The organism is Microlunatus parietis (assembly GCF_013407955.1).
Classification (GTDB): domain Bacteria; phylum Actinomycetota; class Actinomycetes; order Propionibacteriales; family Propionibacteriaceae; genus Microlunatus; species Microlunatus parietis.
In genome coordinates, this window is sequence record NZ_JACCBU010000001.1 from 6,495,264 (window position 1) to 6,514,263 (window position 19,000).

Annotated in this window: 20 protein-coding genes; 10 read left to right on the forward strand and 10 right to left on the reverse strand. The window is 69.6% G+C overall.

Annotated features, from left to right (window positions below; genetic code table 11):
* Window positions 1-68: 68 nt before the first annotated feature.
* Entirely contained in the window at window positions 69-1,319 is a 1,251-nt protein-coding gene (locus tag BKA15_RS31280; RefSeq protein ID WP_179757570.1) for an MFS transporter, read from the reverse strand.
* Window positions 1,320-1,379: 60 nt separating this feature from the next.
* On the opposite strand from BKA15_RS31280, the gene BKA15_RS31285 reads away from it, so the two are divergent.
* On the forward strand, window positions 1,380-1,901 hold the full coding sequence (locus BKA15_RS31285; RefSeq protein WP_179757571.1) for a MarR family winged helix-turn-helix transcriptional regulator: 522 nt from the start codon (window positions 1,380-1,382) through the stop codon (window positions 1,899-1,901).
* On the opposite strand, the gene BKA15_RS31290 is transcribed toward BKA15_RS31285, so the two are convergent.
* Together BKA15_RS31290 and galE are read right to left on the reverse strand one after the other, a co-directional pair.
* A complete protein-coding gene (locus tag BKA15_RS31290; RefSeq protein ID WP_179757572.1) occupies window positions 1,902-2,471 on the reverse strand; it encodes a peptide deformylase in 570 nt (189 codons plus the stop codon).
* A gap of 14 nt (window positions 2,472-2,485) precedes the next feature.
* Entirely contained in the window at window positions 2,486-3,517 is a 1,032-nt protein-coding gene (gene galE / locus BKA15_RS31295; protein WP_179757573.1) for a UDP-glucose 4-epimerase GalE, read from the reverse strand.
* Between the two features lie 70 nt (window positions 3,518-3,587).
* Between galE and BKA15_RS31300 the strand changes: the two genes are divergently transcribed.
* From BKA15_RS31300 to BKA15_RS31315, 4 genes are all read left to right on the forward strand, one after another.
* Window positions 3,588-4,223 carry an SRPBCC family protein gene (locus BKA15_RS31300; RefSeq protein ID WP_179757574.1) on the forward strand — a complete coding sequence of 212 codons (636 nt, stop codon included), beginning with the start codon at window positions 3,588-3,590 and terminating at the stop codon, window positions 4,221-4,223.
* Window positions 4,220-4,384, forward strand: a complete 165-nt coding sequence (locus tag BKA15_RS31305) for a hypothetical protein (protein ID WP_179757575.1) — start codon at window positions 4,220-4,222, stop codon at window positions 4,382-4,384. The genes BKA15_RS31300 and BKA15_RS31305 overlap by 4 nt, the downstream gene beginning before the upstream one ends.
* Before the next feature lie 172 nt (window positions 4,385-4,556).
* Complete coding sequence (locus tag BKA15_RS31310) at window positions 4,557-4,934, forward strand: ArsR/SmtB family transcription factor (RefSeq protein WP_179757576.1); 378 nt, start codon at window positions 4,557-4,559, stop codon at window positions 4,932-4,934.
* A gap of 22 nt (window positions 4,935-4,956) precedes the next feature.
* Window positions 4,957-5,952 (forward strand): S66 family peptidase, encoded by a 996-nt coding sequence (locus BKA15_RS31315; RefSeq protein WP_179747563.1) that lies wholly within the window; start codon window positions 4,957-4,959, stop codon window positions 5,950-5,952.
* A 1,653-nt stretch (window positions 5,953-7,605) separates the two neighbouring features.
* Here BKA15_RS31315 and BKA15_RS31320 read toward each other — a convergent pair.
* The 5 genes from BKA15_RS31320 to BKA15_RS31340 are packed head-to-tail and all read right to left on the reverse strand — an operon-like array spanning window position 7,606 to window position 12,280.
* Window positions 7,606-8,742: a DNA glycosylase AlkZ-like family protein gene (locus tag BKA15_RS31320; protein ID WP_179757577.1), complete on the reverse strand. Its 1,137-nt coding sequence runs from the start codon at window positions 8,740-8,742 to the stop codon at window positions 7,606-7,608.
* Entirely contained in the window at window positions 8,726-9,433 is a 708-nt protein-coding gene (locus BKA15_RS31325) for an alpha/beta fold hydrolase (protein ID WP_179757578.1), read from the reverse strand. Before BKA15_RS31325 ends, BKA15_RS31320 begins: the two co-directional genes overlap by 17 nt.
* Before the next feature lie 36 nt (window positions 9,434-9,469).
* Complete coding sequence (locus BKA15_RS31330; protein ID WP_179757579.1) at window positions 9,470-10,186, reverse strand: FadR/GntR family transcriptional regulator; 717 nt, start codon at window positions 10,184-10,186, stop codon at window positions 9,470-9,472.
* A 22-nt stretch (window positions 10,187-10,208) separates the two neighbouring features.
* A complete protein-coding gene (locus tag BKA15_RS31335; protein ID WP_246322463.1) occupies window positions 10,209-11,168 on the reverse strand; it encodes a dihydrodipicolinate synthase family protein in 960 nt (319 codons plus the stop codon).
* The gene (locus tag BKA15_RS31340) at window positions 11,165-12,280 is read right to left on the reverse strand and encodes a sialidase family protein (protein WP_179757580.1); all 1,116 of its coding nucleotides are present in this window, start codon (window positions 12,278-12,280) and stop codon (window positions 11,165-11,167) included. The genes BKA15_RS31335 and BKA15_RS31340 overlap by 4 nt, the downstream gene beginning before the upstream one ends.
* Before the next feature lie 74 nt (window positions 12,281-12,354).
* Here BKA15_RS31340 and BKA15_RS31345 point away from each other — a divergent pair, with 74 nt between their 5' ends.
* Genes BKA15_RS31345 through BKA15_RS31355 form a run of 3 tightly spaced genes read left to right on the forward strand, consistent with a single transcriptional unit; the run spans window position 12,355 to window position 15,846 of the window.
* Window positions 12,355-14,004 carry an extracellular solute-binding protein gene (locus BKA15_RS31345; protein ID WP_179757581.1) on the forward strand — a complete coding sequence of 550 codons (1,650 nt, stop codon included), beginning with the start codon at window positions 12,355-12,357 and terminating at the stop codon, window positions 14,002-14,004.
* Entirely contained in the window at window positions 13,988-14,962 is a 975-nt protein-coding gene (locus BKA15_RS31350) for an ABC transporter permease (protein WP_179757582.1), read from the forward strand. The genes BKA15_RS31345 and BKA15_RS31350 overlap by 17 nt, the downstream gene beginning before the upstream one ends.
* A complete protein-coding gene (locus BKA15_RS31355; RefSeq protein WP_179757583.1) occupies window positions 14,959-15,846 on the forward strand; it encodes a carbohydrate ABC transporter permease in 888 nt (295 codons plus the stop codon). The genes BKA15_RS31350 and BKA15_RS31355 overlap by 4 nt, the downstream gene beginning before the upstream one ends.
* A 68-nt stretch (window positions 15,847-15,914) precedes the next feature.
* Here BKA15_RS31355 and BKA15_RS31360 read toward each other — a convergent pair whose 3' ends face one another.
* Window positions 15,915-16,307 carry a VOC family protein gene (locus tag BKA15_RS31360; protein WP_179757584.1) on the reverse strand — a complete coding sequence of 131 codons (393 nt, stop codon included), beginning with the start codon at window positions 16,305-16,307 and terminating at the stop codon, window positions 15,915-15,917.
* Between the two features lie 154 nt (window positions 16,308-16,461).
* Between BKA15_RS31360 and BKA15_RS31365 the strand changes: the two genes are divergently transcribed.
* Both BKA15_RS31365 and BKA15_RS31370 read left to right on the forward strand, forming a co-directional pair.
* Window positions 16,462-17,166 (forward strand): DUF899 domain-containing protein, encoded by a 705-nt coding sequence (locus tag BKA15_RS31365; protein WP_179757585.1) that lies wholly within the window; start codon window positions 16,462-16,464, stop codon window positions 17,164-17,166.
* The gene (locus tag BKA15_RS31370) at window positions 17,156-18,001 is read left to right on the forward strand and encodes an alpha/beta fold hydrolase (RefSeq protein WP_179757586.1); all 846 of its coding nucleotides are present in this window, start codon (window positions 17,156-17,158) and stop codon (window positions 17,999-18,001) included. The genes BKA15_RS31365 and BKA15_RS31370 overlap by 11 nt, the downstream gene beginning before the upstream one ends.
* Before the next feature lie 30 nt (window positions 18,002-18,031).
* Here the strand turns inward: BKA15_RS31370 and BKA15_RS31375 are convergent, their stop codons facing one another.
* Window positions 18,032-18,937 carry an alpha/beta fold hydrolase gene (locus BKA15_RS31375; RefSeq protein ID WP_179757587.1) on the reverse strand — a complete coding sequence of 302 codons (906 nt, stop codon included), beginning with the start codon at window positions 18,935-18,937 and terminating at the stop codon, window positions 18,032-18,034.
* Window positions 18,938-19,000: the final 63 nt, after the last annotated feature.

Consider the following 19,000-nt stretch of genomic DNA (forward strand, 5'->3'; position numbering starts at 1 on the left):
GATATTGCAGAGGGCGCGCCGTGTTGTTACGCGGCAGTTTCAGATTCGACCATCACGTGACGAATCGGTTACAGCCGTGCTTCCGTGACCTCACCGGTGCCGGTTCGGCAACGCAACCTGCGCACCGAAGGTACGGCGAGCGCGGCCAGACAGCTGGCCACGATGACGGCCCCGACGACGACCAGCCAGGGCCGGAAACCGGTCAGTGCCGCGACGGGAGCGGTGAGCGCCAGCCCGACCGGCCGGGCGACATAGGAGCCGACCTGGTCGAGCGCGTACACCCGGGCCAGCTTGTCCTCGGCGATGTTCTGCTGGATCGACAGGTCCCAGCCGACGCTGAAGATCTCCAGCCCGAACCCGTGCGCGAAGGCCCCGGCCAGCAGTACCGCCAGCCCGGCCGCCGTCGGGCTCGCGTACGCCATCGCGAACGGGAACGCCGCCGTCAGGATGAGCAGCGCAACCCCAGCCAGCAGCGGGCGCTGCGGCCGCCAGCGCAGGCTGACCAGGCCGCCGGTGAGGAAGCCGGTCATCATCGCCGCCAGGCCCCAGCCCCAGGCGTCGCGGCCGAGCGTCTCGCCGATGACGATCGGTCCGAGGACGGCCTGCGCGCCGCCGAAGAAGAGGTGGTAGATCAGCGCCTGCAGCAACAGCAGCCACAGCCAGGCGTGCCGGAACACCTCCCGGGCACCCTCGGTCAGTCCGCGCAGCATCGACTCGTCGGTGCTGCCGGTCGGGCGTTCGGCGCGCAGCCGGGAGAAGCACCAGGCGGCGATGCCGAGGGCCGCGGCGTCGACGGCGAGTGCCCAGCCGGAGCCGATCCAGACGACGAGCATCCCGGCGAGACCGGTGCCCATGATCATCCCGACGTTCTGGCCGAGCCGGCGGCTGGCGACAGCGCCGGCGAGCTGGGCGTCGTTCACGGTCTGGCCGATCAGGGCCCGGGAGCTCGGCACCGCCAGCGCAGTCGCACAGCCGCCGGCAACGCCGATCGCTCCGAGCAGCGGGATCGTCGCCCAGCCACCGATCAGACCGGCCGCCGCGATCAGCTGGACCAGTCCACTGCCGGCGGTGGCCAGCGCGACCAGCCGGCTGCGAGGGATCCGATCACCGAGCCAGCCGCCGAACAGCGAGGTGATCACGTCCGCGGCCGCGTACAGGGCGATCACCAGGCCGAGCTCCTGTGCCGACCCGCCGAGGTCGAGCACGGCGAACGCCAGCGCGACCGGCGCGATCCCGGCCCCGAGCGACTGGATCGTGGTCCCGCCGAGCAGCCAGCGGAACGGGACCGACGTCAGCGGGCTCGCCTTGCTCTCGTTCACGTGCGTAAAAGTAATTTGCTGGCGAATATTTTGTCAACGAAGTATCACTATGCTGGGGACATGCCTGACGATGCGGCCGACCGCCACGTGCAACGGTGGCGCAACCACTGGATCGACGTACCGTTCGACGACGAGGTCGAGGCGGCGATCTACCGGATCCAACTGATCGCCGGGCGGCTGACCGACTACAAGGCCGAGGCCGCGGCGCGGGTCGGGCTCGAGCTCGCCGAGTACGCGACGCTGCACACGCTGATGATCAGGGAGACGCCCGGCCGGGCATCGCCGTCCCGGCTGGCCGAGGACATGGGCATCTCGCCGGCCGGGATGACCGGCCGGCTGGCCAAGCTGGAGCAGGCCGGCTACGTGCAACGGGTTCCGGGCGGTACGGACCGGCGTCGCCTGGACGTCGAGGTGACCCGGTCCGGCGCCGACCTGTGGCGGCGGGCGATGGACCTGCGCGGTCAGCGTGAGGAGGAGATGGCTGCGGCGCTGTCCCGCAGGGAACTGGCCGCGCTGAACCGGATGCTCAAGCGGATGCTGGCCCGGCTCGACGTACCCGAATCGGACGGGCCGGCGGAATGATCAAGAACCGGTGAAGCTCAGCGAACGTAGATCCGCCTGGTCCAGGTAGAGCGTCCCGTTCAGGTGATCGGTCTCGTGCTGGACGATCCGGGCCGACCAGCCGGTGAACTCCTGCTCCCGCGGCACGAGTTGATCATCGAGGTAGCTCAGCCGGACCCGGGTGTGCCGGGCTCGCACGGCGCGGTAGCCGGGCACCGAGAGGCAGCCCTCGTAGTGCTCGGCCTGATCATCGTCGAGCGGCGTGTAGACCGGATTGATGATCACCTGGTACGGCAGCGGCCGCCGGTCGAGGGCCGTGGTGACCTCCTCTGGCAGATCGGCGTCGTCCTCGATCACCGCGATCCGCAGGCCCAGGCCGATCTGCGGCGCGGCCAGGCCGACGCCGGGCGCGGCCCGCATCGTCTCGCGCATCGCCGCCAGCAACTCGGCGAGCAGCGGTGCCGGAAGCTGTCCGTGGTAGTCGGCGGCTGGCCGGCGCAGCACCGGGTCGCCGGCGAGGACGATCGAGACCGGCCGCGGTCCGGCCAGCAGCTCCTCCACCCGGATGATCAACTTCTCATCCATGATCATCGAGTCGTTCATGATCAACGACGGGCCGGGGTGGCCCGCCCGGTTCCGGTCGGGGCGACCTTCGGCTCGCCGTGGGTGAGCTCCCAGGCGGTCCAGGCGGAATCGGTCATCTCGGCCAGCGTGTGCCGGGAGGTCCAGCCGAGGGCCTCCTTGATCCGGCTCACGTCGGCGGCCACCTCGGCCGGGTCGCCGGGCCGGCGGGCGACGATCTCCGGGTCGATCGCGTACCCGGACGACTTGCCGATCTCGGCCAGCACCTCGAGCACCGAGGAGCCGTGCCCGGTGCCGACGTTGAAGATGTCGTACGGGCGGTCGTCCCGCTCCAGGTAGTCGAGCGCGGCCAGGTGGGCGTCGGCCAGGTCAAGGACGTGGACGTAGTCGCGGATCCCGGTGCCGTCCGGGGTCGGGTAGTCGTTGCCGAACACCTTGGGCCGCTCACCCGCGGTCAGCGAGCGCAGGGCCAGCGGAATGAGATTGAGCACGGTCGGGTCGCCGAGCTCCGGCCAGCCGGTCCCGGCGACGTTGAAGTAGCGCAGCCCGACGCCGCGCAGACCCCAGGAGACGCCGGCCGCGCGCATCATCCACTCGCAGACCAGCTTCGTCTCGCCGTACGGGCTGATCGGCTGCGGCGCCGTGTCCTCGGTGACCAGTTGCCCGGCCGGCACGTCGGCCTTGCCGTAGGCCGCGGCGGAGGACGAGAACATCATCTTGTTCACGCCGGCCGCCTGCATCGCCTGCAGCAGGTGGCCGAAGCCGCCGACGTTCTGCTGGTAGTACCAGACCGGGCGCTCCACCGACTCGCCGACCTGCTTCTTCGCGGCGATGTGGATGACGGCGTCGACCGCATACTCGGTGAGCACGTTCTCCAGCTTCTCCACGCAGTCCGGCACCGAAAGATCAAGATGGACCAGGGCGGCCGTGCCGACGTTCTCGGCCACGCCGGTGCTCAGGTCGTCGACCACGATCACCGTGTCGTCGCGCCGCTGCAGCAGCCTCACCACATGGGCGCCGATGTAGCCGGCACCGCCCGTCACCAGAACCTTCATGGCTTGCACCCTATCCGGGTCGTGCTTTAGTCTGCACTTATATAAGTTTGGTCTTAGAGAAAGGATTCGGATGAACCCGTTGGAACATGTCAAGGCGGTGACCCGTGAGGTCCGGACCGGGGAGCGGGACGGCAAGCCGACCAAGATCGCGATCGCCCGCCGCGCCTTCCCGGCCGGGCAGGACGACGTCTGGGACGCGCTGACCAACGCCGAGCGGCTGCCGCGCTGGTTCCTGCCGGTGTCCGGCGACCTCGAGGTCGGCGGACGGTACCAGTTCGAGGGCAACGCCGGCGGCACCGTGGAGACCTGTCGGCAGCCGGAGTTGATCAAGACCACCTGGGAGTTCGGCGACCAGGTCTCCTGGCTGGAGATCAGGCTCAGTCCGGACGGCGACCGGACGTCGGTCGAGCTGATCCACGAGGCGCACGTCGATCCCGAATTCGCCAAGCAGTACGGACCTGGTGCCGTCGGGGTCGGCTGGGACGGCGCGTTCCTCGGCCTCGGGCTGCATCTCGAATCGGGAGCCGAGCGGCCGGAGGAGGTGGCCAGCTGGCCCACCACGCCGGAGGGTGTGGAGTTCCACCGCTACGCCGCCGACGACTGGGCCCGGGCCGACATCGGGGACGGCACCGATCCGGCGGAGGCGCGGGCTGCGGCGGAGGCGGTGCTCGCCTTCTACACCGTCGTGCCGGAGGAGCAGCCGTGATCAACGCCCTGGGCCTACGACGCCGGGGTGCCACCGGAGTTGATCAAGGTGACCTGTCCGCCGAGCCGGACGGCCGGACCATGATCGAACGACGGCACGAGCAGCCGGACCGTGACAGCTGGCGGACGTACGGGCCGGGCGCCGGGGGAGTGGGCTGGTGATCGAGCAGGAGTGGAGGTCGACCCCGGGCGGACGGGACGCGCTTCGGCGGTCCAGCGCCCGACTGGGGCCGGGCGGCTGTTGTGGGCGGCGAGGACGCGAGGCTGGCCGCGACGGCGGCCGACCGGACGGCGGCCGCCTATATGGCCGAGTCCTGAGGCGGCCCGGCTGATCATGGCGATCTTCGAAACCCTGGCCGACCCGGTCCGCCGTCATCTGCTCGAGCTGCTCGCCCGCGGAGACCGTACCGCCGGTGAACTCGCGGAGGCAGCGCGGGACCGGTTCGGCATCTCCCAGCCGGCCACGTCCCAGCACCTGAAGGTGCTCCGGGACACCGAGCTGGTGACGGTACGGGTCGACGGCACCCGCCGGATCTACGCGGTGAACCTACCCGCGCTCGACGAACTGCATGCCTGGCTGGCCCAATTCCATGATCAGTTCGCCCAGCCGTTGGACGCGCTGGCCACCGAGCTGGCTCGCGGCAAACGGCAGCGGCGGCGGGCGCCCGGAACGGGGGCGAAGCCGGAGGATCCCGCCGCGGAAACGGCTTGACGCGTGGTGCAGGCTGGTGGTCGTGGAGACCTCGGAGCCCATCGTCCCCGCGAAGCTGCGGCCGGGCGACACCGTACGGGTGATCGCGCCGGCGCGGAGCCGCGCGTTCGTCCTGGACCATGATCATTCCGCGGTGATCGAACGACGGTTCGCCGAGCTCGGCCTGCGGGTGACGTTCGGCCGTCACGTCGATGAGCGGGACGCCTTCGAGTCCAGTTCGATCGAGTCCCGGGTGGCGGACCTGCACGAGGCGTTCGCCGCTCCCGAGGTGCGCGGGATCCTGACCGTGATCGGCGGCTTCAACAGCAACGAGCTGCTGCCGTACCTCGACTGGGAGCTGGTCGCTGCGAACCCGAAGATCTTCTGCGGCTACTCCGACATCACCGCGCTGCAGAACGCGATCCTGGCCCGGACCGGCATGATCACCTACTCGGGTCCGCACTGGTCGACCTTCGGCATGCGTGATCATCTCGAGCCGACCGTCGCCTGGTTCCGGCAGGCCTGCCTGGCCGACGAACCGTACCCGATTCGGGCGGCGGGCTCCTGGACCGACGACCCCTGGTTCCTTGATCAGGACGATCGCACGGTCCGGCCCACCGACGGCTGGTGGGCCCTGACCCCGGGCACGGCGCGCGGCCGGCTGGTCGGCGGCAACCTGTGCACGCTGAACCTGCTCCAGGGCACGCCGTGGTGGCCCAGTCTCGACGGGGCCGTCCTGGCGGTCGAGGACGACTACCTGACCAACCCGCACGAGTTCGCCCGCGACCTCACCTCGCTGCTCCAACTGCCCGACGCCGCCGGCCTGCGCGGCCTGCTGATCGGACGCTTCCAGGCCAACAGCGGGGTGACCCGCGACCTGCTCGAGGAGATCGTCCGCCGCCAGCCGGTCCTGGCCGGCCTGCCCGTCCTGGCCAACCTCGACTTCGGCCACACCAATCCGATCGCGACCCTCCCGATCGGCGGCGACGTCGAACTGATCACCGATCCCGAGCCCGTACTCCGCATCCACACGCATTGATCCGGTCGAGACGATCCAGCAGGCACTGACCGCTTGGGCGACCGCGCCGCCAGTCGCCGCCGGTCAGGCCCACCACAAGCCGCTGGAACGCGCCGCAAAGCGCCCCGCTCTCCAGGCCCGGCCGATCGCCGCGCCCAGCGCCCGGCCCAGCACGCCGACGTCGAGTGTGAGGTTACGGACCACCGAAATCGATTTCATCGGTTCGTAACGTCACACTCGGTGACATCGCCCCGATCGGGCGGCGGGTGGTCTCGCTTCTGGTCGGGTGGCGGGTGGCATCGCCCCGGTCGGGCGGCGGGTGGCATCGCTCCCGATCAGGCGGCGCCTCGTCATGCTTCGGTACCGCGGCCCGCTCCGGGTGGGGTCCCTGATGCCGGGCTCCGTGGCGGGCGCGCGCCGGCGGGGCATCCGGTGGTTACGACTCTGGTCGCCGGGTTTCTGCTGCCGTGGGTGGTGGCTGGCCCGAGCCTCCCGGTCCCAGCGGCCTCCGGATTCCCACTGGGTGCGGCGTTCGGCGCCCGCGTCCCAGGCGGACCCTCCAGGCAAAGGCTCGTGAGGTCGCCTCGCCCCGCTCGCCGACCTGCGCCGCCCGTCGACGTCGAGTGTGAGGTTCCGGGCCCCTGAAAACGGTTTCAGTTGGTCGTAGCCTCACACTCGACGAGATCGGCCGTGGGTTTGGGCAGGTGTGGCGGGTCGGGTGCCGAGAGGCGTGTCGCCATCTCTCTTCGCACGGGCTGATAAAGCGCTTCAGATCCCGGGAGCGCTCGCCACCAAGAGATTTCGCGACAGGTCCGGGTGCCGAGTTCTCGCCCAGTTCGCCGGTGTCGGACGGCAGCGGGCCGCGCCCCGGTCGATCCGACGAGCCGCACAGAGCCGCCGTCTTCCCCAGCGGCGGCTGCCGGGTTCGTCGTCACCGGTTTGCCGCGCCGGCTCTGCCGCTGCCGATCGCCGATGTGGGTCTTGCCGCGCCGGTTCGCGCCGGTTCTGCCGCCGCTGACTCGGCCGCGCGGGTTCTGCCGTCGCCAGCTCGGTCGGTGCGGGTTCGGCCGTGCGGGGTTCTGCTGTCGTCGGCTGGGTCGGTGCGGGTTCGGCTGCGCGGGGTTCTGCTGTCGTCGGCTGGGTCGGTGCGGGTTCGGCTGCGCGGGGTTCTGCTGTCGTCGGCTGGGTCGGTGCGGGTTCGGCTGCGCGGGGTTCTGCTGTCGTCGGCTGAGTCGGTGCGGGTTTCGCCGCGCGGGTTCTCTGTCGCCGGTTTCGCCGCTGCAGGTTCGGCCGCGCGGGTTCTGCCCCTGCCGGTTTCGCCGCGCGGGCTCCGCCACCGGTTGCCGCTTCCGGTTTCGCCGCGCCGGCTCCGCCGCCGGTTGTCGCTGCCGGTTTGCCGCCGCTCCTTCGCGCCGTCGTTCCTTCGTCCGCTGCGCCCTTCTTGTGGCCGTCCGTCTGTCGCCGTTCCTCTCGCGGCCGACCGACCTCGTTGCCGCCCGTCCAGACGCGGACTCTGGTTGTCGTTCGGTCTGGGGGCGGACTCTGGTTGTCGCCCGCCCCGGGCGCCTTTCCCCTCGTCCTCGGACTCGCCGCATCACTTCCTCCCCACCGCCCTTCCGCCGACCGGGCACAAGTGCAGCGACACGCCGCCAGAACGCCTGCTTTTGTGACCGGTCAGCGGTCGGGGAGGAGGCGGAGGTCGGCGAGGTCGAGGTTGAGGGCGGTGGCGACGTCCTGGGCCGGGGCGGCGACGAGATCCTCGGGGAGGCGGGCCTCGCCGGGGAGCGGGGTGATCTCGATCTCGGTCCGGCGGCCTCGGGCGACGGTGCGCCAGGTGGCGACCAGGCGTTGATCATGGAGCACGACCGGCGCGAAGAGTCCGTTGGCCTTGCGCCAGATCGCCGCGAGTTGTTCCTCGGTGCAGAACCGGGTCCGGTTCGGGCCGCTGAAGCCGAGCAGCAGACCGTCGAACTCGCCGAGCAGGCGGCAGCCGGGATCGGGCTCACCGCCGCGGGGCGGCCGGGCGAGGTCGAACAGCGGCTCGTGGTCCGGTCCGGTGTGGTGCACCAGGGCGTCGCCGAGGGTGGCCACGGCGTTGTCGACCCTGGTCAGCCCGACGCCGAAGAAGAAGGCGAGGTCGCGCCGGTGTACCGGGCCATAGGCGGTGCAGTGGCCGATGATCAACTCGGCCAGCGCCGCGTCGGGGTCGACGGGCGTCCACTCGTCGAGCACCGCAGTTCCGGTGCGGTGATAGATGTCGGTCCGCTTCTCCCAGGCGGCGTCCTTCGGTCGCCGGATCAGGCCGCTGTGACCCCAGATCAGGCCGCGGTCACTGCTGGATCGCAGCCCCGCGAAATCCGGTTCGCGGGCCGCCAGCCACTCCTCGGCGTGCGCGCAGATCTCGTCCCGGGGTCGCCAGGCGTCGCTGCAGAACGCCTCCAGTTCCGCGTCGAGGTCGGCCGGGTCGACCTTGCGCAGCCCGAGCTGCCGGGTGATCATGGCCGGCCGAGCCAGCCGGGCCACCGCGTCCAGCAGGGTGAACCGGTCGGCCACCGAGGTGTGCACGGTGCCGCGCAGGTTGCTCGTCTTGACCAGCTGGTACGACTCCAGGGCCGCACAGATCGTGTGGTAGTCGAGCCCGGGCAGCCGGCTGGCGGCGGCGAGGAACGGGGCCCGCGGCGCCTGGGACTGGATCGGCCCGAGCCGCCGGAACACGGTGCGCAGGTCGCGCAGGGTGGGTCGGCCCGCCGGAGCAGTCGGGAACTGCCGCCGCAGCGTCAGCTCCGCGAGTTGATCACGATCGAGCCGCATGGACCCGCGACCCGAGGAACTCGTCGATGGCGTCGCAGAAGGCCGAGAAACCTTCCCCGGCGTGGATCCCGTGCCCGTACGGCAGCGTACGGAAGCTCGCTCCCGGGATCCGCCCGGCGACCTCCGCCTGCGCCTCCTGCGGCAGCGTGCTGTCCGGGCCGCCGGCCAAGATCAACACCGGCGCGGTGATCGACTCCAGCCCGGACCAGTTCGCCGGGTCGGGGGAGCGCAGTTCGGCCCGCAGTTGGTTGATCAACGCGAAGTCGTACGGTGTCGGCTGATCCGGCGGCTCGACGTCGGGCCGGTCCAGCGGCACCGGCGGCGGTGCCTCCTCGACCACCAGCGCGGCCACCCGGTCCGGCCGCAGCTGGGCGGCGATCAACGCGGCCAGGCCGCCCATCGAGTGCCCGATCAGGGTCACCCGATCCAAGTCCAGCGCGTCGGCCAGCAGCCAGACGTCCTCGGCCAGCGCCCGGAACGAGTATCCGTCGGCATGATCACTGCCGCCGTGCCCGCGCTGATCCACCGCCAACACCTGGTAGCGATCACCGAGGTGTTCCGCGAACCGGTCCCACGTCGTGTGATCACCGCCGAGCCCGTGCAGCAGGATCACCGGCGGCCCATCCGGCACCCCGGTACGGGAAACGAACAGCCGGAGGTCCCCGGCCACAACCAAGCCGTCGTCTGTCACGCGGCACACTCTACGGGCCGAAGATGACCGCTCCGGTCACCTTTCGAACCGCGCGCGGATACCGACGAAATGATCCTTCATCGCCGCAGCGAACCGCTCCGCATCGCCCGCGGCGAGGGCGTTCAGCAGATCGCGGTGCCAGCGCGCCGCTTCCTTCTTGGTGTATTGATCACCGGGCAGCCGGGCGTTCACGTCGGCGAAGGTGCGCCAGAAGACGCTGACCAGATCGAGGATCAGGGCGTTGCCGAGCGGCTGGTAGAGGGCCCGGTGAAACTCCCAGTCCTCCTCGGCGAACGGCACCCCGCGCCGCGCCTTGGCCTCCATCCGTTCCACGATCTCGGTCAGCTCGCCGAGGTCGCCGTCCGCGAAGTGGGCGACCACGTCGTCGGCCAGCCCGATCTCCAGCGCCTGCCGGACCGCGAGCACGTCGCGCACCTCGCGCAGGTCGCCGGCCATCGACTGCGACATCCGGAACGCCAGCCCGTCCTCGAGCGACTTCAGCCCGACGGTGCCGACATAGGTGCCGTACCCGTGCCGGATCTCGATGATGCCGACCGCCTGCAGCGCCTTCATCGCCTCCCGCAACGGATGCCGGCCGACCTCGAGCTGGGTCATCAGTTCCTGCTCGGTGGGCAGCGGGTCGCCGGAGACGAGGTTGTGGTCGAGGATGTAGGCCTTGACCGCGTCCCGGATGAACTCCTGGTTCGTCGCAGCCGTGCGGGGGCGCCGCGCCGTCGAACCGGTACCGGTCATGATCGTTCCTCCTCAAGACCCCTCAGAGCAGCCCCGCGGCCTCCATCCTGCCCCGGATTCCGGCGATCTCGGCGTCATTCAGCCCGATCGCCGGCTCGGCGAGCCGCGGGCAGTCGATCACGCCGAGCAGCCAGACCGCCGCCTTGAACGCACCGAGCGCCGCCGACGCCCCGCCGACCCGGCTGCGGTCGCCGGCCTTGATGATGTCGAACAGCTTGATCAGTCGGTCCTGCTCGGCCCGGGCGCCGGCCAGGTCGCCGGCCTCGACCAGGGCGAGGATCCGGACGTAGCCGGCCGGGTCGACGTTGCCGAGGCCGGGCACGGCGCCGTCGACGCCGAGCTGCATCGCGGTGTCGACGGTGACCTCCGACCCGGTCATGATCGAGAAGCCGTCCAGCCCGCGGTCGCTCCGGCCGTTCACCAGCGAGCGCAGGCTCAGCTCGGCACCGCTGGAGTCCTTCACCCCGGCCAGCACGCCGTCGGCGGCGAGTTCCAAGATCAACTCACCGTCCAGCTTGAGCTTCACCCGGGACGGAATGTCGTAGCCGAAGACGGGGGTCTGGCCGGCCATCTCGGCGAGCCGGCGGAAGTGCCGGTCGATCTCGTTGCGGTGCGGCGGGATGTAGAACGGCGCGGTGATCACCAGGCCGTCCACGCTGAACTTCATCGCCTGCCGGACCAGATCGGCGACCCGGTTGGTGGACGGCTCGAGAGTGCCGGCCAGCAGAGTCGCGGCTCCGGCGGTCTCGGACCGAGCCACGTCGAGCACCCGGGCTCGTTGATCATCGGAGAGCGACGTCCCCTCGCCGCTGCTGCCGAGTACGAAGACGCCGGTGGAGCCGGCCGCGAGCACGTACCCGATCAACCGGGCCAGCGAACGCGCGTCCACATCGCCCTGGTCGGTCAGCGGTGTCACCAAGGGCGGGATCACGCCGTGCAGCCGCAGCCTCGGGTCGCCGATCATGGTCGTTCCTCCGTTCATGATCGTCTGTCGTCGATCGACGACAACGGTACGCGGGCCAGCCGGATCCCTTCGTACGGGCGCTTCTGGCCAGCCTCGTAGAGCACGCCGAGCCGTTCATCGGGGAGCAGGGCGAGGTCGGAATAGGCGGCCGGCCCGGCGTGCAGCAGCGGCCCGCGCCGCCAGCCGGTGCCGCCGGCGTTGCCGACGTAGAGGCCGAGCCGGACCCGGCGGCCGGCCGAGCGCGGCGTGGACAGCACGATCCGGTCGTCCGGCAGCCGGATCAGCGCGGCCTGCACGTCCGGTGCGACGGTGGCCCGGACCGGCCGATAGGGCGCGTCCAGGGTGTCGCCGCCGTCCTCCGACCAGGCGTGCACGCGGCCGGATACCGAGCTCGAGAAGTTGCGGGTGTTGAAGTAGACCCGGCCGTCGGCCAGCTCGACCGCCGCGGACTCGTTCGGGTTGATCGCCAGCGGATCCTCGTCGTCGACATGATCATCGACGAAGCCGAGCCGCCAGCTGCGGCCGCCGTCGTCGCTGACGATGCAGTGGCCGGCGCTGTAGCGCTGCCGCGGGTCGGGATCCTGGTCCGGCTCGGGCAGCACGGTGTGGTTGGCCGGGATCAGCAGCCGGCCGGCGTGCGGGCCCTGGGTCAGCGCGATGCCGTGGCAGGGGCCGGTCGCATACCAGCCCCAGTTCTTGTGCTTCACCGCGTCGGTGATCTCCTCCGGCTCGGTCCAGGTCCGGCCCAGATCGCCGCTGCGCTGGAGAAACACGCGGCGGGCCAGGTAGGCCTGGTCGGACAGGTGCAGCTTCTTCTCGGAGAGGTCGCCCGGATTCCGTACCGAGACGAGCACGATGTCGCCGCTGGCGGGATCGACCACCGGGGCCGGGTTGCCGCAGGTCGCGTCGTCGGCCGAGTGGACCACCTGGACGTCGCCCCAGCTGGCCCCGCCGTCGGTGGATCTCCGGCAGACCAGGTCGATCTTGCCGGTGTCGGATCCCGAGTTCACCCGCCCCTCGCAGAACGCGATCACGTTCTCGCCGTCGGCGATCAGGGCCGGGATGCGATAGGTGTGGTAGTCGCTGTCGGCCGGATCGAAGATCAACTCGTCCTTCAGGCTTGAAGACATAGGACGTACTATGTCATAGTCCGTCGCAACTCACCCGGGGGTGGGGGCTCGACCCAACGAAGGAGATGGGGAACATGGATCTGCACGGGCGTACGCAACTTTCGCGGCGCGGCCTGCTCGGCGGTGGTGCCGCTCTCGCCGGCACGGTCGGGGTGGCGGGCCTCGGCGGCCTGGCCGGCTGTTCGACCGGCGGCGGTGGTGGCGACGACGCCGCGGTGAACGCGGCGGTGAAGCTGCCGACCCACCAGCCGTACGAAGGGGTCGACCCGGACCTGCCCGGCGACGAGACGGTCCTGGACGGCTACCTGAAATTTCCGGCCGAGCCGAAGCAGGTGATCACCGAGGCGCCGGGCGACGGTCAACCGGTCACCTTCATGACCAACATCCCCGGCGCGATCCCGCCGCCCGCGAGCGACAACGCGTTCTGGACCGAGCTGAACAACCGGCTCGGCTCGCCGCTCGAGATCAGCATGGCCTCCAACGACGAGTACGGCGACAAGTTCGCCACCCGGGTGGCCGGCGACGACCTGCCGGACCTGATCAACATCCCGCCCGGCACGGCGCAGTTGCCCGGCCTGCTGAAGGCCAAGGCCCGCGACCTGACCGAGTTCCTGTCCGGCGACGCGGTCAAGCAGTATCCGTTCCTGGCCAACCTGCCCGAGGTCTACTGGCGCGGCTGCGTCTTCAACGGCGGCATCTACGGGGTGCCGGTGCCGCGCGGCATGGCCCGCACCTCGCTGCCGCTCTACCGCGAGGATCTCCTTGCCGCCAAGGGAATCAAGGATCCGGCACCGAAGAACTTCCAGGAGTTCTTCGATCTCTGTGTCGAGATGACCGACCAGCGCGGCAACCGCTGGGCCTGGTCGACGGCGCCGACGAACTACCTCAAGCAGATGCTCGGCATCCCGTACCTGTGGGCCGAGGACGGCGGCAAGTTCACCAGCGCCAACGAGCATCCGCGCAGCGCCGACGCCCTCGAGGCGGTACGGAAGCTGGTCGAGGCGGGCGTGGTCAACCCGGACGCGTTCACCTCCGGCGCGAGCGCCCGCAAGCAGTGGTTCAACGGCGGCATCGTCAGCTTCGACCTGGACAGCTTCGTGGCCTGGAACCAGTACTACGCCGACAACACGGCCGGCGACGCGTTCGCCGTGAACATGCTCGACGTGCCGGGGTTCGACGGCGGCGAGGGCACCCCGTGGCTCGGCGCGGCGCTGAACAACATCACCGCGATCAACGCGCAGACCAAGCACTCCCCGGAGACGCTGCTCAAGATCGCGAACTGGATGGCCGCGCCGTTCGGCACCCAGGAATACCTGTTCCGCAAGTTCGGTGTCGAGGGCCGGCACTACGCGCTGGAGGGCTCCGACCCGATCCCGAACAAGGTCGGCGTGCTGGAGACCGGCATCGGCCTGCAGTACGTCTGCGATGCGCCGATGGCGCTCTACCTGGCCGGGCATCCGGAGGTGCCGGAGAAGCAGCAGAAGATCCAGCAGAAGATCGCTCCGCGGCTGGTCGCCAACGCCTCGTACGGGCTCTACTCGGACACCCTGAGCAAGAAGGGCGCGATCATCGACGGGCCGCTGAACGACCTGAGCACCCAGATCATCCTCGGCAAGCAGCCGGTGTCGGCCTGGGCGACCGGGGTGCAGGACTGGTTGGCCGCGGGAGGCGAGGACATCCGGTCCGAACTCCAGCAGGCGCACGCCGATGTCAACGGAGGTTGAGGCCCGCTCGGCCCCGATCGCCGCGACCGTGCCGCCGGAGCGACGCCGGCCGTCGCTGGCCCGGCGGGTCCTCGACGACCGGGTGCTGTTGATCTTCGCCGTGCCCGGCGTCGCGCTGATCCTGTTGTTCCATTACGTTCCGCTGCTCGGCAACGTGATCGCGTTCAAGGACTACCAGCCGTTCCTCGGCATCATGGCCAGCGACTGGTCGGCCCTGGACAACTTCGAGGTGATCTTCAGCGGCGACCGCGCCTTCCTGCAGGCGCTCGGCAACACGTTGATCTTGACCACGCTGCAGGCGGTGTTCGTGTTCCCGGCACCGATCCTGCTGGCGCTGCTGATGAATTCGCTGTTCTCGGAGAAGATCAAGAAGATCGTCCAGAGCATCCTCTACCTGCCGCACTTCCTGTCCTGGGTGATCGTGGTCTCGCTGTTCCAGCAGTTGCTCGGCGGCAGCGGGATGCTGAACAACTTCCTGCGCTCCAACGATTTCGCGACGGTCAGCATCATCGGCAACCCGGACACGTTCCACGCCCTGCTCACCTCGCAGATCATCTGGAAGGACACCGGCTGGGCGACGATCCTGTTCCTGGCCGCGCTGTCGCAGATCGAGCCCGAGCTGTACGAGGCCGCGAGCGTCGACGGCGCCGGGCGGATGCGGCAGCTCTGGCACATCACGCTGCCCGGCCTGAGCGGGATCATCATCCTGCTCTTCATCCTGCGGCTGGGCGACTCGCTCAGCGTCGGGTTCGAGCAGATCCTGCTGCAGCAGGCCGCGGTCGGCCGCGGCGTCAGCGAGGTGCTGGACACCTACGTCTACAACAACGGCGTGCTGGGCGGGAACTGGGGCGTCGCTGCGGCGGTCGGCCTGGTCAAGGGGATCGTCGGCGTGATCTTGGTGCTGGCGGCGAACCGGATCGCCCACGTGTTCGGCCAGGAGGGGGTGTATCGCCGATGAGCCGTCCCGTCGTACACGGAACGCCGATCGCCTCCTGGCCGGTCCGGCTGCTCAAGGCGGTCGTGCTGATCATCTTCTGTGCGGCCGTGATCATCCCGTTCCTCGGCGTGGTCTCGACCAGCCTGGCACCGGCCGAGCAGATCGCCCGGGCCGGCGGCCTGGTGCTGTTTCCGGAGTCGATCAGTACGGAGGCGTACCAGTCGATCTTCGCCGGCGGCGTGGTGACCCGGGCGATCGGCGTGAGCACGTTCGTCACGGTGGTCGGCACCCTGCTCAGCCTGACCGTGTCCAGCCTGCTCGGTTACGCCCTGTCCCGGCCCGCCTTCATCGCCGGCCGGCCGTTCCTGTTGATCGTCCTGATCAGCATGCTGTTCTCGCCGGGCATCATCCCGACCTACCTGCTGGTCCGCGGCGTCGGCCTGATCGACAGTCTGTGGGCGCTGATCCTGCCGACGATGGTGAGCGCGTTCAACGTGGTGGTGCTGCGGGCGTTCTTCGCCGGGCTGCCGCGGGAGCTGATCGAGAGCGCCCGGGTCGACGGGGCGGGGGAGCTGCGGATCTTCACCTCGATCGTGCTGCCGCTGTCCAAGGCGGTGCTCGCGGTGATCGGCCTGTTCTACGCGGTCGGCTACTGGAACGCGTTCTTCAACGCGCTGCTCTACATCAACGACACCACCCTGTGGCCGCTGCAGCTGGTGCTGCGCACGTACGTGATCAACGACACCCAACTGGGCGCCGCCGAACTGGGCGTGGAGCATCTGCCGCCGCAGGCCGCCATCCAGATGGCGATTCTGGTGATCTCGATCGTCCCGATCCTGATCGTCTACCCGTTCCTGCAGCGGCACTTCGCGAAGGGTGTGCTCACGGGTGCCGTGAAGGGGTGACTCGATGTCGCAGAATTGACGATAGCTTCCATTCCACCGTTGGAAACGGGCTGTTGTGCAAACTATCGTCAATTCTGCGACAGTGACTCGGCCGCAAGTCGCTCCCAGCCGCCGTCGTTGTCGACGACGAAGCAGAACTCGTTGCCCTCCGGATCGATCATCACGACATAGCCGTCGCCGGTCTCGTTGAGTTCCTCCCGACCGGCTCGTCGCGCGCCGAGGTCGATCGCGCTGGCGCAGGCTTCGCCGGCGTCGGCGACCTGGACGTCGAGGTGGAGCCGGTTCTTGACCTGCTTGGGTTCTGGGACCCGTTGGAACGCGATCCGAATCGGCGCGGCAGCGACCACCGCGAGATCAGCGTTCACGGAGCCCCATCGGCACCCCATGAGGCTGGCCCAGAAGCGGGCGAGGTCCGCCGGGCTCTCGCTGTCGATCATGATCTCCTGGATCAGCATTCGCATTCCGAGATCCTGTCAGGTCCTCGGGCGCCGGCCGGGAGCCGTCGACCGGGAGGTCTTGACGACCAGCCGGGAATTCGGCTGACTGGAACCGATGACTTCGGCCGCCGACGCTGGTCTACACCTCGGGACCGATCCAGCACACCCGGGAGGAAGCATGACCGAACAGACCACCAAGGCACTGCCGCCGGTCGTGGACCGCGAGACCTGGCAGGCGGAGCTCGACGAGCTGCGGCGGCGGGAGAAGGCGGCCACCCGGGAGCTCGACGCCATCGCCGCGCAACGCCGCCGGCTTCCGATGGTCGAACTCGGTGACTACACGCTGATCGGAGCCGACGGCCCGATCCGGCTGGCCGACGTGTTCGCCGGGCGGTCCCAGCTGATCGTCTACAACCACATGTGGACCGACGGCGCGGAGTGGCAGTGCGGCGGCTGCACCGGCTTCACGTCGCAGTTCGTCCGGCTGGATTTCCTGGACAACTACGACGCCCGCTTCGTGATCGTCACCAACGGTCCGATCGCGGAGGCGCTGGCGTACAAGGAAAAGGTCGGCAACCAGATGGACTGGTACTCCTCCGCGGAGAGCCCGTTCGGCGCCGACGTCGACGCGCCGCCCGGGGCGGGCTTCGCGGTGAACGTGTTCCTCCGCGACGGCGACAAGGTCTACCGCACCTGGCACACGAACGGTCGGGGCACCGAGCAGCTCAGCCACACGTTCCCGCTGATCGATCTGCTGCCGTGGGGCCGGCAGGAGGAGTGGCAGGACTCGCCGGACGGCTGGCCCAAGGCGCCCACCTACTCCAACTGGCTCGACTCGCCCGACATCGCCCGGCTCTACGGCCCTGCCGGCGATGGGAGTTGAACCGACGAGCAGCGGGTGGCTGCCGATCAACGGACTCAGCCTCTATCACGAGGTGTACGGCGAGCTCCGCGGGTCGGCCAGGACTCCCTTGCTGGTGATCCCCGGCGGATTCATGGGTACGGGCTCGATGGCCGACTGGATCCACCAGCTGGCAGCCGAGCGACCGGTGATCATCTTCGATCAGCAAGGCCACGGCCGGACCCCGGACACCTCGCGCCCGATGTCGTACGAGCAGTTCGCCGACGACGCCGCGGCGCTGCTGGAGGCATTACGGGTCGAACGAGTGGCCGTGCTCGGCTATTCACAGGGTGGCAGTGTGGCGCTGCAACTCGCGGTCCGCCGCCCGAGCCTGGTCGAGAAGCTGATCGTCCTGTCGGCCACCTACCGTCGGGACGGCTGGTATCCATCGGTGCTGAAGGGAATCTCCGGTCTCACCGCCGCCGCGTTCGCCGGTACGGCCGTCGAGCGGGCGTTCCTGGAGCACACGCCGGACCGGGCGGCGTTCGACGCGTACCTGGAGAAGATGAAGGTGCTGGGGAGCAATGATCATCACCTCAGCGACGGCCAGGTGCGCTCGTTCCCCGCCAAGACCATGATCATCGTCGGGGACGCCGACTCGGTGCGACCGGAGCATGCGCTGGCGCTGTTCCGGTTGCGGGGCGGCGGCGATGAGCAGCCAGCCGGCGCCGGCGTGCTGCAGGAGTCACCGGCCACCCGTCTGGTGATCATGCCGGCCATGTCCCACGTCGGCCTGGCGGCGGAATCGGCGACGTTGCTGCCGATGCTGAACGCGTTCCTCGACGACGTGCCGCCGGTGCCGCCGGATCTCTTCTAGGGACGCACGACACTAGGGACGGAGATCAGTTCAGCGTCCGGGCGAGAAGTCGCGGATGATCGGCAGCACCTCGTCGAAGTTCGTCTCGAGCAGCCAGTGGCCGCCCTCGATCAGGTGCAGTTCGGCGGCCGGATGATCACGGTGGTACGCCTGCGCGGCACCGGCCGGCATGTACCCGTCCTGGTGGCCCCACACGATGAGGGTGGGCGGTCGATGATCACGGAGGTAGGCCTGCTGGCGGGCGAACCAGGGCACCGTGTGACGCTGGTCGGCGAGCAGCGAGGTCAGGTTCTCCCGGCGCTGCGGGGTTCCGAGCTGGGCCCACGCCAGCGTCCACAGATCCGGCGGTATCCGCTCGGCCAGCCGGTCGTCGACCTCGCCGACGTACTCGTCCCGGAACCCCTCCGGTGATACGGCCTGACCGAGCTTGCGCCGCCCCTCGTCGGTCGGGTTGTTCCAGAACTCCTTGAGCGGCGCGTACTTCGGACCGTGTTGATCTTCGTAGATGTCGCCATTGGAGATGATCAACGCGGAGACCCGGTCCGGCGCGGCCATTGCCAGCCGGAAGCCGAACTGGGACCCGTAGTCGTGCAGATAGAGCGCGTAGCGGGTCAGGCCGGCGACCTCGGTGAACCGCCGCAGAAAGTCGGAATAGCCGTCGAAAGTGTACGAGAAGGACTCCGGGTCCGGCGTCGCGCTGTAGCCGAAGCCGGGCAGGTCCGGCGCGACGGTGCGCCAGCGGTCGCTGAGTGCGGGCATCAGCCGGCGGAACGCGTACGACGACGCCGGATAGCCGTGCGGCAGCAGCAGGACCGGCGCGTCCGCCGGTCCGCACTCGCGGTAGAAGATCTCGATGCCGGCGACCTCGGTCCGGCGGTGGCGAACCTGCGTGCCTTCAGGTCCGGCTAACGGCGTGTTCGCTGTCAGATCAGTCATGGCGCGTCTCCCTTCCTCCGTGACCCTCCGACCTGTACCCGGATCGGTGCCGGTGGTCACCGG

Coding starts and splice junctions, on each gene's coding strand:
- BKA15_RS31285 (WP_179757571.1), top strand. CDS start 1,380: ATGCCTGACGATGCGGCCGACCGCCACGTGCAACGGTGGCGCAACCAC.
- BKA15_RS31290 (WP_179757572.1), bottom strand. CDS start 2,471: ATGATCATGGATGAGAAGTTGATCATCCGGGTGGAGGAGCTGCTGGCC.
- galE (WP_179757573.1), bottom strand. CDS start 3,517: ATGAAGGTTCTGGTGACGGGCGGTGCCGGCTACATCGGCGCCCATGTG.
- BKA15_RS31300 (WP_179757574.1), top strand. CDS start 3,588: ATGAACCCGTTGGAACATGTCAAGGCGGTGACCCGTGAGGTCCGGACC.
- BKA15_RS31310 (WP_179757576.1), top strand. CDS start 4,557: ATGGCGATCTTCGAAACCCTGGCCGACCCGGTCCGCCGTCATCTGCTC.
- BKA15_RS31320 (WP_179757577.1), bottom strand. CDS start 8,742: ATGCGGCTCGATCGTGATCAACTCGCGGAGCTGACGCTGCGGCGGCAG.
- BKA15_RS31330 (WP_179757579.1), bottom strand. CDS start 10,186: ATGACCGGTACCGGTTCGACGGCGCGGCGCCCCCGCACGGCTGCGACG.
- BKA15_RS31335 (WP_246322463.1), bottom strand. CDS start 11,168: ATGAACGGAGGAACGACCATGATCGGCGACCCGAGGCTGCGGCTGCAC.
- BKA15_RS31340 (WP_179757580.1), bottom strand. CDS start 12,280: ATGTCTTCAAGCCTGAAGGACGAGTTGATCTTCGATCCGGCCGACAGC.
- BKA15_RS31345 (WP_179757581.1), top strand. CDS start 12,355: ATGGATCTGCACGGGCGTACGCAACTTTCGCGGCGCGGCCTGCTCGGC.
- BKA15_RS31350 (WP_179757582.1), top strand. CDS start 13,988: ATGTCAACGGAGGTTGAGGCCCGCTCGGCCCCGATCGCCGCGACCGTG.
- BKA15_RS31355 (WP_179757583.1), top strand. CDS start 14,959: ATGAGCCGTCCCGTCGTACACGGAACGCCGATCGCCTCCTGGCCGGTC.
- BKA15_RS31360 (WP_179757584.1), bottom strand. CDS start 16,307: ATGCGAATGCTGATCCAGGAGATCATGATCGACAGCGAGAGCCCGGCG.
- BKA15_RS31365 (WP_179757585.1), top strand. CDS start 16,462: ATGACCGAACAGACCACCAAGGCACTGCCGCCGGTCGTGGACCGCGAG.
- BKA15_RS31370 (WP_179757586.1), top strand. CDS start 17,156: ATGGGAGTTGAACCGACGAGCAGCGGGTGGCTGCCGATCAACGGACTC.
- BKA15_RS31375 (WP_179757587.1), bottom strand. CDS start 18,937: ATGACTGATCTGACAGCGAACACGCCGTTAGCCGGACCTGAAGGCACG.